At 66.8% G+C, this 15218-nt stretch carries 12 protein-coding genes; 6 read left to right on the top strand and 6 right to left on the bottom strand.

The genetic code is table 11. The annotated features are described in order from the left end of the window. The 4 genes from IEW58_RS11465 to IEW58_RS11450 form a co-directional block, all read right to left on the bottom strand. On the bottom strand, positions 1-1437 hold the full coding sequence (locus IEW58_RS11465) for a glutamate synthase subunit beta (protein WP_188645232.1): 1437 nt from the start codon (positions 1435-1437) through the stop codon (positions 1-3). 5 nt (positions 1438-1442) lie between these two features. Further along, positions 1443-6083 (bottom strand): glutamate synthase large subunit, encoded by a 4641-nt coding sequence (gltB, locus tag IEW58_RS11460; RefSeq protein WP_188645231.1) that lies wholly within the window; start codon positions 6081-6083, stop codon positions 1443-1445. A gap of 188 nt (positions 6084-6271) precedes the next feature. Next, positions 6272-7576 (bottom strand): hypothetical protein, encoded by a 1305-nt coding sequence (locus tag IEW58_RS11455; protein WP_188645230.1) that lies wholly within the window; start codon positions 7574-7576, stop codon positions 6272-6274. 44 nt (positions 7577-7620) lie between these two features. Further along, positions 7621-8850, bottom strand: coding sequence for a TIGR04063 family PEP-CTERM/XrtA system glycosyltransferase (locus IEW58_RS11450; RefSeq protein ID WP_188645798.1), 1230 nt, complete (start codon positions 8848-8850; stop codon positions 7621-7623). A 67-nt stretch (positions 8851-8917) separates the two neighbouring features. Between IEW58_RS11450 and IEW58_RS13975 the strand changes: the two genes are divergently transcribed. The 6 genes from IEW58_RS13975 to IEW58_RS11425 all read left to right on the top strand — a co-directional run bounded on the left by IEW58_RS13975 (position 8918) and on the right by IEW58_RS11425 (position 13422). After that, complete coding sequence (locus tag IEW58_RS13975; protein ID WP_268237114.1) at positions 8918-9040, top strand: hypothetical protein; 123 nt, start codon at positions 8918-8920, stop codon at positions 9038-9040. Next, positions 9037-10416, top strand: coding sequence for a DUF5935 domain-containing protein (locus IEW58_RS11445; protein ID WP_188645229.1), 1380 nt, complete (start codon positions 9037-9039; stop codon positions 10414-10416). The genes IEW58_RS13975 and IEW58_RS11445 overlap by 4 nt, the downstream gene beginning before the upstream one ends. A gap of 58 nt (positions 10417-10474) precedes the next feature. Next, a complete protein-coding gene (locus IEW58_RS11440) occupies positions 10475-10924 on the top strand; it encodes a MaoC family dehydratase (RefSeq protein WP_188645228.1) in 450 nt (149 codons plus the stop codon). A gap of 33 nt (positions 10925-10957) precedes the next feature. Then, positions 10958-12136 carry an acetyl-CoA C-acyltransferase gene (locus tag IEW58_RS11435; RefSeq protein ID WP_188645227.1) on the top strand — a complete coding sequence of 393 codons (1179 nt, stop codon included), beginning with the start codon at positions 10958-10960 and terminating at the stop codon, positions 12134-12136. A 40-nt stretch (positions 12137-12176) separates the two neighbouring features. Then, complete coding sequence (locus IEW58_RS11430) at positions 12177-12746, top strand: carboxymuconolactone decarboxylase family protein (RefSeq protein WP_188645226.1); 570 nt, start codon at positions 12177-12179, stop codon at positions 12744-12746. Positions 12747-12807: 61 nt separating this feature from the next. Next, positions 12808-13422: a DUF4126 domain-containing protein gene (locus IEW58_RS11425; RefSeq protein ID WP_188645225.1), complete on the top strand. Its 615-nt coding sequence runs from the start codon at positions 12808-12810 to the stop codon at positions 13420-13422. Here the strand turns inward: IEW58_RS11425 and IEW58_RS11420 are convergent. Both IEW58_RS11420 and IEW58_RS11415 read right to left on the bottom strand, forming a co-directional pair. Further along, on the bottom strand, positions 13406-14605 hold the full coding sequence (locus IEW58_RS11420; protein WP_188645224.1) for a zinc-dependent alcohol dehydrogenase: 1200 nt from the start codon (positions 14603-14605) through the stop codon (positions 13406-13408). The two genes, IEW58_RS11425 and IEW58_RS11420, sit on opposite strands and share 17 nt — an antisense overlap. Continuing rightward, positions 14602-15189, bottom strand: a complete 588-nt coding sequence (locus IEW58_RS11415; protein WP_188645223.1) for an SRPBCC family protein — start codon at positions 15187-15189, stop codon at positions 14602-14604. The genes IEW58_RS11420 and IEW58_RS11415 overlap by 4 nt, the downstream gene beginning before the upstream one ends. Between the last annotated feature and the right edge of the window lie 29 nt (positions 15190-15218).

The following is a 15218-nucleotide window of genomic DNA, read 5'->3' as shown; positions in this document are numbered from 1 at the left end:
CTAGCGCGGCAGCTCGCTCGATCCCATCAGGGCCTCGTCTACCGCCCGCGCGGTCTGGCGGCCCTCTCGGATTGCCCATACCACAAGGCTCTGGCCGCGGCGCATGTCGCCGCAGGCGAACACCTTGTCTTCGCTGGTGGCGTAGCCGGTCGTGTCGGCCGCGACATTGCCGCGCGGATCGAGCGCGACCCGCGCCTGTTCGAGAAGGCCGCCCTTGCGCGGGCCGACGAATCCCATCGCCAGCAGGATCAGGTCCGCAGGGATGGTGAACCCGCTGCCCCTGACTTCCTCCATCCGTCCTTCGCGCCATTCGACGCGGACGCACTCGAGGCCGGTGACCGTGTCGCCTTCTCCCACCACGCGCTTGGTCAGCACCGCCCAATCGCGCTCGACGCCTTCCTCGTGGCTCGACGATGTGCGCATCTTCATCGGCCAGTGCGGCCAGGTGAGCGCCTTGTCCTCCTTCTCCGGCGGGCGGGGCATGATCTCGAGCTGGACGACGCTCGCGGCGCCCTGCCGGTTGGAGGTGCCCACGCAGTCCGATCCGGTGTCGCCGCCGCCGATCACCACCACCCGTTTGCCGGTCGCGACGAGACTGCCGCGCGGCGCGGCGCGCACTTCGTCGTCGCCCGCGTTGCGCTTGTTCTGCTGGGTGAGGAACTCCATCGCCAGGCGCACGCCGGGTAGCTCGGCCCCGGGAATGAGCAGCTGGCGCGGATCTTCCGCGCCCCCCGCCAGGACCACCGCGTCGAAATTCTCCTTGAGCGAGGCGAAGGAGATGTCGACGCCGACCTCGGTAGAGGTGCGGAAGGTCACCCCTTCGGCTTCCATCTGCACCGCCCGCCGGTTGACGAGGTGCTTCTCCATCTTGAAGTCGGGAATGCCGTAGCGGAGCAGGCCGCCGACGCGGTCGCTCTTCTCGAACACCGTTACCGAGTGGCCGGCACGGGCAAGTTGCTGTGCGCAGGCAAGGCCCGCGGGGCCGCTGCCGACGATCGCCACCCGCTTGCCGGTCTTGTGCTCGGGAGGCTGGGGAACGATCCAGCCTTCGCGCCAGCCGCGGTCGGCGATGGCGCATTCGATCGACTTGATGGTGACCGGCTGGTCGATGATGTTCAGCGTGCACGCCGCCTCGCACGGGGCGGGGCAGATGCGGCCGGTGAACTCCGGGAAGTTGTTGGTCGAATGGAGGCTGTCGAGCGCATCCTTCCAATCGGCCTCGTAGACGAGGTGGTTCCAGTCCGGGATCAGGTTGTTGACCGGGCAGCCGGTGTGGCAAAACGGGATCCCGCAATCCATGCACCGGGCCGCCTGCAGGCGCAGGTCGGGCTCGGGATGGGGGACGATGAACTCCTTGTAATGGCGCACGCGTTCGCGCGGATCGGCATAACCGCGATCCTTGCGCTCGTGTTCGAGGAAGCCGGTGATCTTGCCCATATCGCCTATTCCGCCGCCACGCTGGCGGCCTCCTCGCGTTCGGCCTCGAGCTGGCGCAGCGCCCGCGCGTAATCGGTCGGCATCACCTTAACGAAGCGCCGGACCGCGTTGTCCCAGTCGTCCAGAATGGCACCGGCTTTCGCGCTGCCCGTATGCAGCTTGTGCCGTTCGATAAGCACGCGCAACCGCTCGGCATCGTGGCGCAGCATGTCGCCAAGCCCGGCGTCGTCCACCCCCCGCGCGCGCTGGAGCGGACGGCCGGTTCCGTCCTCGGCATCGCGTTCGGGATCGACCGGCGAAAGCTCCACCTGGGCCAGGTTGCACAGATTCTCGAAGCTGCCGTGTTCGTCGTAGACGTAGGCGATGCCGCCGCTCATTCCCGCCGCGAAGTTCCGTCCGGTGGGCCCGAGGATCACCACCGCGCCGCCGGTCATGTACTCGCAGCCGTGGTCGCCGCAACCTTCGACCACCGCCACGGCGCCCGAGTTGCGCACCGCGAACCGCTCGCCCGCGACGCCGTTGAAATAGGCTTCGCCCGCGATGGCTCCGTAGAGGACGGTGTTGCCGACAATGATGTTGCGGCCCGGATCGCGCGCCACCCCGTCAGGCTGGCGGACGACGATGCGCCCTCCCGACAGGCCCTTGCCGACGTAGTCGTTGGCATCACCCGTCAGGCTCAAGGTCACCCCATGCGCCAGCCACGCGCCGAAGCTCTGGCCCGCCACGCCGGTGAAATCGATCCTAATCGTGTCCGGCTTGAGCCCGCGATGGCCGTGCGCCTTCGCGATCTCGCCCGACAGCATAGCCCCGGTCGCGCGGTTGGCGTTGCGGATCGGCAAACTGAGATGAACCCGCTCGCCCCCATCGATCGCCGGGCGGCAGGAGGCGATGAGCTCGTTGTCCAGCGCGCCGCCGAGCGCATGGTCCTGCTCATCAGAATGGAACGTGGTCTGTCCTTCCCACGGCGCGACGGTGTGGAGAACGCGGGTTAGATCCACCTGCTGCGCCTTCCAGTGGTGCAGGGCGCGCCTGGTGTCGATCCGGTCGACCCGGCCAACCATGTCCTGCACTGTGCGGAAGCCCATCCCGGCCATGATCACGCGCAATTCTTCGGCGACGAAGAAGAAGTAGTTGATCACGTGCTCGGGCGTGCCGGCGAACCGCTTGCGCAGCACCGGGTCCTGCGTCGCAACACCGACCGGGCAGGTGTTCAGATGGCATTTCCGCATCATGATGCAGCCGGCCGCGATCAGCGGTGCGGTGGCGAAGCCGAACTCGTCGGCGCCGAGAAGCGCGCCCACCGCGACGTCGCGGCCCGTGCGCAGGCCGCCATCGACCTGCACCGCGATCCGGCTGCGAAGACCGTTGAGAAGCAACGTCTGCTGGGTTTCGGCCAGGCCGATTTCCCACGGGCTGCCCGCGTGGGTCAGCGAAGTCAGCGGACTCGCCCCCGTGCCGCCTTCATAGCCCGAGATGGTGACGTGGTCCGCCTTGCACTTGGCGACGCCCGCGGCGACCGTGCCGACGCCCACTTCGCTCACCAGCTTGACCGAGATGCGCGCGACCGGGTTCACGTTCTTGAGGTCGTGGATGAGCTGCGCGAGGTCTTCGATGGAGTAGATGTCGTGGTGCGGCGGCGGACTGATGAGGCCCACTCCGGGCGTCGAATGGCGCACCCGGCCGATGACCTTGTCGACCTTGTGGCCGGGAAGCTGGCCGCCCTCGCCGGGCTTGGCGCCCTGGGCCATCTTGATCTGGATGTCGTCCGAGTTGACGAGGTACTCGGTGGTCACCCCGAACCGTCCGCTGGCAACCTGCTTGATCTTCGAGCGCATGGTGTCGCCGTTGGGAAGCGGCTTGAACCGGTCGGCCTCCTCGCCACCTTCGCCGGTGTTCGAGCGGCCGCCGATGCGGTTCATTGCGATCGCCAGGGTCGTGTGCGCCTCCCTGGAGATCGAACCGAAGCTCATGGCGCCCGTGCTGAAGCGCTTGACGATCTCGGCTGCCGGCTCGACTTCATCGAGCGGTACGGGCGTCTCGGCAGGCTTCAACTCCATCAGCCCGCGGATAGTCAGCAGGCGCTCGGACTGCGCGTTGATGCCTGCGGCGAACTCGTCGTAGCGTTCCTTGCTGTTGCCGCGGACCGCGTGCTGCAGGTCGGCGACCGTGGAAGGCGTCCACGCATGGTCTTCGCCCCGGATGCGGAACTGGTAGACGCCGCCGACATCGAGCATGTGCTCAAGCACCGGATTGTCGCCGTAAGCAGCGGCGTGACGGCGCACCGCCTCCTCGGCCACTTCGGTGAGGCCGATGCCCTCGATCGTGGTGGCGGTGCCGGTGAAGTACTTGTCGACGAACGCGCTCGACAGGCCGACCGCGTCGAAGATCTGTGCCCCGCAATACGACTGGTAGGTCGAGATGCCCATCTTGGACATCACCTTCAAAATGCCCTTGCCGATCGCCTTGACGTAATTCTTCTCGACTTCCGCGCCGGTCAGGTGGGGCAGGCGCGTCTGGCGGATTTCCTCGAGCGTCTCGAAAGCGACGTAGGGGTTGATCGCCTCCGCCCCGTATCCGGCGAGTACGCAGAAGTGGTGCACCTCGCGCGCTTCGCCCGTCTCGACGACGAGGCCGGTCTGCATGCGCAAGCCCTGCCGGACGAGGTGATGGTGCACCGCGGCGGTCGCCAACAGCGCGGGGATGGGAATGCGATCCTCGCTCTGGGCGCGATCGGACAGGACGAGGATGTTGTGGTCCTGCAGCACCGCTTCGGTGGCGGCCCAGCACATCTCCTTGATCGCGAGCTCGAGCCCTTCGGCGCCTGCGCTGGCGTCCCAGCAGATGTCGATCGTCTCGCAGCGGAATGCGCCGTCGAGCGCCGCTTCCACGGAGCGGATCTTGGCGAGATCCTGATTGGTGAGGATCGGTTGGGACACCTCCAGCCGCTTGTGCGTGCCGGCGTCCCGCCCGAGCAGGTTGGGGCGCGGGCCGACCATGCTGGTCAGGCTCATCACCAGTTCCTCGCGGATCGGATCGATCGGCGGATTGGTGACCTGCGCGAAGTTCTGCTTGAAGTAGTCGAACAGCAGCCGCGGCCGATTGGACAGCACCGCGATGGGCGTATCGGTGCCCATCGAACCGATCGGATCGTCGCCCGCCTGCGCCATCGGCTCGAGGAACTTCGATACGTCTTCCTGCGTGTAGCCGAACGCCTGCTGGCGCTCGAGCAGGTCGGTCGTCGGAGCGGGAACGGCGGAAAGCTCCGGCTCGATGTGATCGAGGTCTTCCAGCTTGTACTGCGCCGCCTTGAGCCACCTGGCGTAAGGGTGCGCGGCGGCGAGGCTGGCCTTGAGCTCCTCGTCCTCGATAATGCGGCCCTGCTCCAGGTCCACCAGCAGCATTCGCCCTGGCTGCAGGCGCCACTTGCGGACGATGTCCTCTTCCGCGAACGGCAGCACGCCGCTTTCCGACGCGAGACAGATGAGATCGTCCTTCGTCACGCAGTAGCGCGCGGGGCGCAGGCCGTTGCGGTCGAGCGTGGCTCCGATCTGGCGGCCGTCTGTGAAACACACCGCCGCCGGGCCGTCCCACGGCTCCATCAGCGCGGCGTGGTATTCGTAGAACGCGCGCCGGGCCGGATCCATCAGCGGGTTCTTCGCCCACGCTTCGGGCATGAGCATCATCATCGCGTGGGCCAGGTCGTATCCGCCGAGCAGCAGGAGTTCGAGCGCGTTGTCGAGGCAGGCGGTATCGCTCTGCCCGTGCGGGATGATCGGCCACAGCTTGTCGAGATCGGCGCCCAGCAGCGGGGATTCCATCGTGCGGCGGCGGGCGTTCATCCAGTTCACGTTGCCGCGCACCGTGTTGATCTCGCCGTTGTGCGCGACGAAGCGATAGGGGTGGGCGAGGCGCCAGCTGGGGAAGGTGTTGGTGGAGAAGCGCTGGTGGACGAGGCCGAGGGCCGAAACGCAATCGGGATCGCGCAGGTCGTCGTAGAAGCTGCCCACCTGGTTCGCCAGCAGCAGCCCCTTGTAGACGATCGTTCGGCTGGAAAAGCTCGGGATGTAGAGCTGGGTCAGCCCGGCGATGCCGAGCTTTTCCTCCTGCCTGCGCAAGGGGTTCTGCGTCTGCTTGCGAATGACGATCAGCTTGCGCTCGAAAGCATCCTGGTCGGCGCAATTGGGCCCGCGGGCGATGACGCACTGGCGCATGACCGGCATCCGCTCGACCACCGCGCGCCCCAGTCCGTCGAGGGTCGTCGGCACGTCGCGCCAGCCGACGAGGCGCTGGCCTTCCTTGTGAATGAAGCGCTCGAATTGCTGCGTGACATGCTGCCGGGCAGCGTCCGACTGCGGCATCATGCACTGGGCGACGGCGTATTCGCCCTGCGGCGGAAGCTCGTGGCCGTTGTCGCCGGCCCACTTGCGGAACAGCGGGTCGGGGATCTGGATCAGGATGCCCGCGCCGTCGCCCAGCAGCGGATCGGCGCCGACCGCGCCGCGGTGATCGAGGTTGGCCAGAATTTCGAGCGCGCGGGCGACGATCTCGTGGCTTTTCTCGCCCTTGATGTGCGCCAGCAGCCCGACGCCGCACGAATCGTGCTCGTTACGCTGGTCGTACAGCCCCTGGGGGCGCGGAAAATCCATCGAACCTGACCCATCCCGACTTGCCGCACGCGCGCCAAACCGGGCGCTTCGGCAACGAAGCGCGATTCACCCTGCCACCGGACGCAGCAAAACTATCGCGGACGGGTTTTCTGGCGAAACGGAGCAGCTTTATCAATCGCGCCGGGGATTGAGCCGGCTAAAGCGCGGCTTTCGGCCCGAGGGCGCGGTCAGGCAGCCCCGCTCAATTTCTGCAGCTTTTCCAGCGCCGCGCGAAGGGCCTGTTCATTGGGGTTGCCACTCCGTCCGGGCGTGGGCGCCGCATGGCTTCGGGCGGCATAGGCGCGTGCTGCCGCCTGCGCTCGAGCCAGGCGCGCATCGAGTGGGCGAGGCGCGGGTGCGCCAACCTCGTCGCTATCGGACGCGGGCGCCGTGCTCCGGTTGCCCTGGGCGGGAAACACCACGACCGGCTCGTCGACTGCATCGGCGTCATCGTCGGCGATGCGGACCGGTTGGCGCGACAGGCCCACGGGGCTCTTCATGGCGAGCAACGACGGATATTCGGCAGTGCTGTCGTCATCCTCCATGTCGTCGCCGAAATGTTCATCCGGCTCCTGCGTGAGCGGCTGGCGGGGCGCGTCCGGCACCGACAGGGATGAGGGAAGGTCCAGATCGGGCAGCGGATTCGCTTCGTCCCAATCATGGTCGAAGCCCTCCTCGAAGTTCCATTCACGCATGATCGCCGGGGCGGGGGCGGATGCTGTCATGACGTCGGCAGTCGCGGAGTCGGCTACCTCGCGGTGGCGCTGGAGAGCCATCGCGAACCGCTCGACCAGCTCGACCATTCCCAGCTCGCCCAGCGGCCTTCCTGCAAGTGCAGGGGCGTCGCGAACGATGTCCGTCCCGGCGTTCGGCATTTCCTGCTCCGGTTCGGCCATGGCAACGCTTTCGTCCGGAAGGGCCGCAACTTCCGGCTCACTGAAGGCCGACAGGTCGAGCGGCTCGTCGGCCACTTCCAGTCCCTCGGGCGCAGGCGATGCGGCTGGCGCGGGTTCGTCGACATCCTCGAGGCCGGCAGCCGCTCGGGCCCGCCTCCGGAGCAGGCCGGAGTCGTGCCAGACCTGCGGGAGCTCGTCCGCGTCCAGACCGCCGTCGAATAGTTCCTCATGCGCCGAAATGGGCCGCTTGGCCTGCAGGTCTGCGGCATAAGCTGGTGTCGGATCTGCCTCGTCGATCGAGCGGGGTGCGTTCGCAGCAGCAACCCTGCGTGCGAGGAAGATACCGAGAAGCGCGCCCAGGGACGCAGCGACCAGCGCGATGATTGCGCGTGCCGTCATTCCGAACGGTGGGCGAGCCGCTTCGAATGCGTCTGCCAGGCCGATAGCCGCGGCATAACGTTCGAACAGGCCGATCGGCAGGACGAGGCTGCCGATTCCCAGCAGCGCGGCGAACCACACTGCGATGATCACCGGGAACGCCGGATGCGCGCTTACCGGAGGCTGGCTGGCCTTCTTTCGATTGGGCTTGTCGCTCACACTGTAACCCCGTTGCCGCGAGAGCTTTCGAGGCCCGGCCGCGCTCAGGCGGCGGCGGACAGCTCCCGGTTCGTGCCCCGGCCTATCAGGTGGTGGTAAACGTCCTGATAACGACGAATATTCCTGGCCCAGTCGTGCCTGCCCTCGACGTGGCTGCGGGCCCGCTCGCGCATGGCGGGCCAGTCGGGACGGGCATCAACCAGATCGGCGAGCGCGGCGGCACAGGCTGCCGGGTCGTCAGGCGGGAAGAGCGCGCCAGTGGCGCCGTCCTCGATCAGTTCGCGGTGGCCGCCCACGTCGCTGGCCGCGACGATCCTTCCTTGCGCCATTGCTTCCAGAGGCTTCAGGGGGGTGACCAGTTCGGTCAGCCGGCTGGCCTTGCGCGGATATGCCAGGACGTCGATCAGCGAGTAGTACCGCTCGACCTCGCCATGCGGCACGCGGCCCGTGAAACGCACGGCCTCGCCTGCCGGAGAGGCGGCTGCCTGCGCGCGCAAGGCCGCTTCCACCGGTCCTCCGCCCACGAGCAGCAGCGATGCGCCGGGATGACGCGAGCGCAGCTCCGGCAAGGCGGCTATGAGATCGTCCAGCCCTTCATAATCGTAGAAACTGCCGATGAAGCCGATCACGGGACCGTTGCCGATGCCCAGGCTGTCCGCCAGCCCATCATCCCGCGGAGGTGGATCGCCGAACAGCGAGAGGTCCACGCCGTTGGGCGACAGGCCGATTTTTCCCGCGCAATGGCCGCGCCCGATCAGATCGTCGCGCAGGCCGTTGCAGATCGTGAACACGGCGTCGGCCTCGGACACGACCCGGTCCTCGAGTGCGCGGGTGAGACGGTACTTGACCGATCCGGCACGCCCCGTGCCGTTGCCCACCGCAGCGTCTTCCCAGAAGGCGCGAATTTCATAGACCACCGGGATGCCGAGCGCACGGCCGGCGCGGAGGGCGGCATGTCCGCACAAGGCCGGGGAGTGCGCGTGGAGCACGTCAGGTCGCCATTCGGCGGCGAGTTTCTCGATGCTTCCGGCCAGGCGGGCGATCTCCCGCCACTCGCGCAGCCCCGCCGGGCCGCTGGCGGCGCCTGGCGTGCGGTGGAACAACAGGCCGTCGACCGCTTCGGCCACCGGCCCGTCCGCCGCATGGCGCTGTCCGGTTATCCCCCGCACATCCAGCCCGGATGCCGCCTGGGCGGTCATGATCGCGCGGGTGCGGAAGGTATAGCCGCTATGGAGCGGCAGCGAATGGTCGAGGACGTGCAGCACGCGGGTCATGCCGTCAGCTTGTCTCACGATAGGCTTAACGGCGCGTCAACCGCGTGGGTGTAGCGCAGACGGGCGCATGATCGACCTGTTCTCCCTGGCCCTCACTCACGGACTGTTGCTGCTGATGGCGGTGCGGCTGATGAGCCGCGACGATCTCGACCGCGATCCGCCCGCCGGGCAGGAGCCGATGGAGCCGTGATCGACCTCGGCCTGTTCCTGTTCATCGCGGCGTTCCTCGCGCTGGGATTGCGCCGGCCGTTCCTGTGGGTGCTGACCTACATCTATATCGATACGCTCGCGCCGCAGGACATCGGCTGGCGCTTCGTCGCCGCGCTGCCTGTCTCGCTGATCGCCTTCTGCGCCGCATTCGGCGGCTGGCTGCTGGCCGATCCCAAGCACGGCGCGCGCTTCGGTTTTCGCCAGGTCCTGCTGACGATCCTGCTCGCCTGGTGCGCGGTGACGACCGCCAACGCCGATTTCCCCGCAGCGGCTGCGATGAAGTGGGAGTGGGTGTGGAAAGCACTGGTCTTTGCAATCTTCCTGCCGCTGACCCTGACGACCCGCCTGCGATTCGAGGCGGTGGTGCTGACGATGGTGCTCACCGCGGGCGCGATCGTGATCGACGGCGGGATCAAGACCGCGACCGGCGGCGGCGGCTACGGCGTGCTGTACCTCTTCGTGCAGAACAACACCGGCATGTACGAAAGCTCGACCATTGCTACGGTCGCCATCGCGATCATCCCCCTGATCCTGTGGGCAATGAAGCACGGCACCGTCTTTCCGCCCGACTGGCGGGTGAAGCTGTTCGGTTATGCGCTGATCTTTTCGTGCGTCCTCATTCCCATCGGGACCGAGGCGCGCACCGGCTTGCTATGCCTTGCCGTCCTCGGCGTGCTCATGCTGCGCGACGTCAAGCGCCGCTTCCTGTACATCGGCGGCGCGGCGATGCTCGGCCTGATGGCGCTGCCGTTCCTGCCCCAGAGCTACTACGAGCGGATGGGGACGCTCGAAACTCACGACGAGGACAGGTCCGCCTCCACCCGCGTCGCGGTGTGGGAATGGACCATCGATTACGCCAACAGCCACCCGATGGGCGGGGGCTTCGATGCCTACCGCGGCAATTCGTTCAGCTACAAGCTGCCGGTGCGCACCGCGGATGGCGGCAATACCAGCGCGGTCCGGTACGAGGACCACACCGACAAGGCGCGCGCCTACCATTCGGCAGTGTTCGAGATGCTCGGCGAGCAGGGCTGGCCCGGGCTCATGCTGTGGCTGTGGATCCACGGGTTGGGCCTATGGCAGATGGAGCGCATCCGGCGCCGTTGGAGAAAACGCGCGGGGGCAGATGAGCAATGGCAGGCGCCGCTCGCGGGCGCGCTGCAGTTCGGGCAGATCGTCTATCTGGTCGGATCGCTGTTCCAGGGCATCGCCTACCAGCCGTTCATCCTGACTTTGCTGGGCGTGCAATGCGCGCTCTGGACCTGGTGCAAGCTGGCCGATTCGCCGCGTGGCAAGCGGGTTCGCCCGCGCGTGGCTCCGCTTGCCGTAACGGCAGAGGCTGCGCCGTTGCGCTAGGCTTTTCCATGCGCCATGAAGCTGCGCCATACCGTGGTTTCAAACGCAGGAGAGGCGCATGACCCCGCAGGAAGTAAAGGCCAAGGTCGGCCAGCAGATCGGCACCAGCGAATGGGTCGAGATGAGCCAGGAGCGGATCAACATGTTCGCCGAGGCGACCGGCGATCACCAGTTCATCCATATCGATCCCGACAAGGCCAAGTTGACCCCGTTCGGCGGCACGATCGCCCACGGCTTCCTCACGCTGTCGATGATCCCGTACCTTTCCGCCAACTCGGACCTGCCCAAGGTCGACGGCGTGAAGATGGGCGTGAACTATGGCGGCAACAAAACCCGCTTTATTTCGCCCGTCCGCAGCGGCAAGCGCATCCGCGGCCACTGGAAGCTCCTGGAGCTCGAGGAAAAGCGCCCTGGCCAGTGGCAGCAGACTCACGAGATCACCATCGAGATCGAGGGCGAGGACAAGCCCGCGCTGATCACCGAGTGGATCATGCAGTTCTTCGTCTGATCCGATTTTCCATACCCAAGCAGGACATTTCCCATGCGTGACGCAGTCATCGTCTCCACCGCCCGCACCCCGCTCGCCAAGGCCGGGCGCGGCGCGTTCAATGCCACCCACGCGGTCGAGCTGGGCGCGTTCTCGGTCAAGGCCGCCGCCGAGCGTGCCGGACTCAAGGGCGCCGAGATCGACGACGTGATCATGGGCTGCGCCAGCCAACAGGGCATGCAGGGCATGAACGTCGGCCGCCAGATCGCTCTCATGGCGGGCTTCCCCGACAGCGTCCCGGGCATGACGATGGACCGTCAGTGCTCGAGCGGCCTGATGAGCATCGCCACCGCGGCCAAGCAGATCATCGTCGACCGGATGGACATCTGCGTTGCGGGCGGCCTGGAATCGATCAGCGGCATGGCCGCGGGCGGCGGCAAGCTGGTGCCGAGCGAGGCGCTGCTCAAGCTGCACCCGGACATCTACATGCCGATGATCGGCACCGCCGAAGTGGTCGCCAAGCGCTACAACATCAGCCGCGAGGCGCAGGACGAGTACAGTCTCGAATCGCAGAAGCGCACCGCTGCCGCGCAGGCCTCGGGCAAGCTCGACGACGAGATCATCCCCGTCACCGCGACGATGAACGTGACCGACAAAGCGACCGGCGAGACGAGCCAGAAGGAAGTCACCATCTCGATGGACGACTGCAACCGGCCCGACACCACGCTCGAAGGGCTCCAGAACCTGAAGCCGGTGATGGGCGAAGGCCACACGATCACCGCCGGCAACGCCAGCCAGCTCGCCGACGGCTCCGCCGCCTCGGTGCTGATGGAAGCCGAAGTCGCCAAGGCGCGCGGGCTCACCCCGATGGGCCGCTACGTCGGCATGGCGGTGGCGGGCACCAAGCCCGACGAGATGGGCATCGGCCCGGTCTTCGCGATCCCCAAGCTGCTGCAGCGGTTCGACCTCAAGATAGACGACATCGGCCTGTGGGAGCTGAACGAGGCGTTCGCGGTCCAGGTGATCTACTGCCGCGACAAGCTCGGCATCCCCAACGATCGCCTGAACGTCAACGGCGGCTCGGTGTCGATCGGCCATCCGTTCGGCATGACCGGTGCGCGCTGCGTCGGCCACGCGCTGATCGAAGGCAAGCGCCGCGGCGTGAAGTATGTCGTCGTGACGATGTGCATCGGCGGCGGCCAGGGCGCGGCTGGCCTGTTCGAAGTGCTTTGATCGTGGGCCTATCGCTCCGCTGCTTGAGGCCGTTGTAAAAATGCGGCTCCGCGCCCCGCGCATCGCCCCGCTGGACCCGGCAATGCTCGATAATGAGCAGGTCGAGGCGCTGGCGCCGGTGATGCGCGAGGGCGCCGAGCCGCTCAACATCTTCCTCACCCTGGCCCATGCCCCGGATGCGCTCGCCGCTTTCCTCGGCTGGGGCAATTACGTGCTCTCGCGCAGGAACGCGCTCACTCCGCGCCAGCGCGAGCTCGCGATCCTGCGGACCGGCTTCAACTGCGGTTCGGGCTATGAGTTCGCCCAGCACAGCGCCATTGGCCTCCGCTCCGGCATCTCGCGCGAGGAGATCGAGGCGCTCAAGGCCGGGCCGGGCGCCGGTCAGTGGAGCGCGCTGGAGCACGCGATCCTGACCGCCTGCGACCAGCTCCACCACGACCAGTTCGTCGCGGATTCGACCTGGGCCGCCCTCGCGGAGCTGGGCGACAAGGGCCGGATGGATCTGGTCTTCACGGTGGGCCAGTACACCCAGGTGTCCATGATGCTGAACAGCTTCGGTGTTCAGCTCGAAGGCGACCAACAGCCCGACCCTGAACTCGACCGGCGCTGAGCGTCGGCCCGCGGGGCCTAAACGGGCACCTGTGCGTTGAACCGCGCAAAGGAGAGGCGCGATGGGCATAGTCGAAGTTCTCGGGCTCGCCGGCAGTGTCAGTTTACTCGCCGGCTGGCGTTTGTACCTGGCGGTTTTCGCGACCGGTCTGGCGATGCGGCTCGGCGCGCTGCCGCTACCCGATCACCTGCACGCGCTGGACGCGCTGGCGAACCCGTGGGTCATGGGCATCGCGGCGCTGGCGGCGGTCGCGGAACTGTTCGCGGACAAGGTCGCCTGGCTCGATAGTGCCTGGGACGCGGTGCATACCTTCGTAAGGCCGATCGGCGGTGCGCTTCTCGCGCTGGCAATCGTCGATCCGAGCGATCCGGCAACGCAGGCCATTGCATTCCTGCTCGGCGGAGGGGCGGCGCTCGCGGCGCATGGCGGCAAGGCCGGCGCGCGGGCGGTGGTCAACACCAGCCCCGAGCCGTTCAGCAACGTGGCCGTCTCGACAGTGGAGGACATCGCCAGCGCCGGATTGCTGTGGCTCACCTACGCGCACCCATACGTGGCCGGGGGGATTGCCATTGGGTTGCTCGCCCTTACCGTGTGGCTGCTGCTGCTCGCGCGCAGGGTGCTGCGGCGGCTGTTCGGCCGCCGCAACTCTCCCGCAAAGCCTAGGCCGCCAGCTTAGCCTCGCTCATCCCCGGCTTGAGGACAATCTTGGTGTAGGTGTCCTGCTCGTCGTGGAACTTCTGGAAGCCTTCGGGCCCCGCTTCGAGCGGCATCCGGTGGCTGATGAGGAAGGTCATGTCGAGTTTGCCTTCCGCGATCGCGGTATAAAGCGGCTGGGTGTATTTCTGCACGTGAGTCTGGCCGGTCTTCACCGTCAGCCCCTTTTCCATCATCGCGCCGATCGGGAACTTGTCGATGAAGCCGCCATAGACGCCGGGGATCGACACGTGGCCGCCCTTGCGCGTGGCCATGATGATCTGCCGGATCACGTGTCCGCGGTCGGTGCCGAGGAAGGTCGAGACCTTGATCTGGTCGATGATGTTGTCAACGTACAGGCCGTGCGGCTCCAGGCCGACGCAATCGATCGAGGCATCGGGCCCGATGCCCCCCGTCATGTCCTGCAGCGCTTCGTAGACTTTCGTTTCCTCGAAGTTGAGCGTCTCGGCACCGAACTTTTTCGCCAGCTCCAGCCGGTGCGGGAAGTGATCGATGGCGATGACGCGGGCAGCGCCCATCAGGAAGGCCGATTGCACCGCGAACAGGCCAACGGGGCCGCAACCCCACACGGCGACGGTATCGCCGGGCTGGATGTCGCAGTTCTCCGCCGCCATCCACCCGGTGGGCAGGATGTCGGTCAGGAACAGGACCTTTTCGTCCTCGAGACTGTCATCGGGGATCACGAACGGGCCGACGTCGCTGTAGGGCACCCGCACGTATTCGGCCTGCCCGCCCGCGTAGCCGCCGGTGAGGTGGCTGTAGCCGAATATGCCCGCCATCGGCTGGCCGAGCTGCTCGCGCCCGAAGTCCATCTTGTCGGCGGGATTGCTGTTGTCGCAGCACGAATACTGCTGCTTGCTGCAGTGGAAGCACTGGCCGCAGGCGATCGGGAACGGCACGATCACGCGCTGCCCTTTCTTGAGCGTACTCTTGGCGCCGATCTCGACCACTTCGCCCATGAACTCATGGCCGAGGATGTCGCCGGGCATCATCTGCGGGACGTAGCCATCGTAGAGGTGGAGGTCCGAACCGCAAATCGCGGTCGAGGTGATGCGGATGATCGCATCGCGCGGATTGAGGATCTCGGGATCGTCGACGCTCTCGCAGCGGACGTCGTGCTTCCCGTGCCAGGTGATCGCCTTCATGCCGGGTTCTCCTCGAGTTCGCGGGTCGTGGTCTGATCTTCGTTGCGGTTCTCGCGCTGGGCGCGGGTGCGCGCGCTGGTGGTGATCTCGCCGGTTTCCATCAGCTGCTTGAAGCGGTGAAGATCGCGCCGGGTCTGGATGCGTGGTTCGCGCTGGAACAGTTTCGCAACGAGCTGGCCGACGATCCCGGCGGGCGGATCATAGGCGATGGTTGCGCGCACCACCGTGCCTCGCTCGCCCGCTTCCTCGAAGCGGACTCGGCCCGAATTGGCGATGTCGGCGCCTTCTGCGGACTGCCAGGTAAGCTCGCGGTCGGGAATGTCGTTGGTAATAACCGATTCCCAGCTAACCTCGCGGCCAGCCGGTGCCTTGACGGTCCAGCGCGAGCGTTTGTCGTCGAGCTTTTCGATGCTGACGACGTTCTCCATCACGCCTGCGAGGTTCTCCTGCTGGCGCCAGAAGGCATAGAGCTCGTTTGCCGGACGGCGGATCGTCACCGCCTCCTCAAGCAGCGCGCGGTCCGGATCGGCGGTCTTTGAATAGGCGACCGGCGCGTCGTCCGCCGGTGGGGAATTGTCGGTCACAGGAGTGGTCCTCGGTTGCCTCGCTACAA

It is taken from the genome of Tsuneonella deserti, assembly GCF_014644315.1.
Classification (GTDB): Bacteria; Pseudomonadota; Alphaproteobacteria; order Sphingomonadales; family Sphingomonadaceae; genus Tsuneonella; species Tsuneonella deserti.
This window is presented reverse-complemented; position numbering and strand designations above follow the sequence as displayed.

Coding starts and splice junctions, on each gene's coding strand:
- IEW58_RS11450 (WP_188645798.1), bottom strand. CDS start 8,850: ATGACCCGCGTGCTGCACGTCCTCGACCATTCGCTGCCGCTCCATAGC.
- IEW58_RS11425 (WP_188645225.1), top strand. CDS start 12,808: ATGGGCATAGTCGAAGTTCTCGGGCTCGCCGGCAGTGTCAGTTTACTC.
- IEW58_RS13975 (WP_268237114.1), top strand. CDS start 8,918: ATGATCGACCTGTTCTCCCTGGCCCTCACTCACGGACTGTTGCTGCTG.
- IEW58_RS11435 (WP_188645227.1), top strand. CDS start 10,958: ATGCGTGACGCAGTCATCGTCTCCACCGCCCGCACCCCGCTCGCCAAG.
- IEW58_RS11440 (WP_188645228.1), top strand. CDS start 10,475: ATGACCCCGCAGGAAGTAAAGGCCAAGGTCGGCCAGCAGATCGGCACC.
- IEW58_RS11465 (WP_188645232.1), bottom strand. CDS start 1,437: ATGGGCAAGATCACCGGCTTCCTCGAACACGAGCGCAAGGATCGCGGT.
- gltB (WP_188645231.1), bottom strand. CDS start 6,083: ATGGATTTTCCGCGCCCCCAGGGGCTGTACGACCAGCGTAACGAGCAC.
- IEW58_RS11430 (WP_188645226.1), top strand. CDS start 12,177: ATGCGGCTCCGCGCCCCGCGCATCGCCCCGCTGGACCCGGCAATGCTC.
- IEW58_RS11420 (WP_188645224.1), bottom strand. CDS start 14,605: ATGAAGGCGATCACCTGGCACGGGAAGCACGACGTCCGCTGCGAGAGC.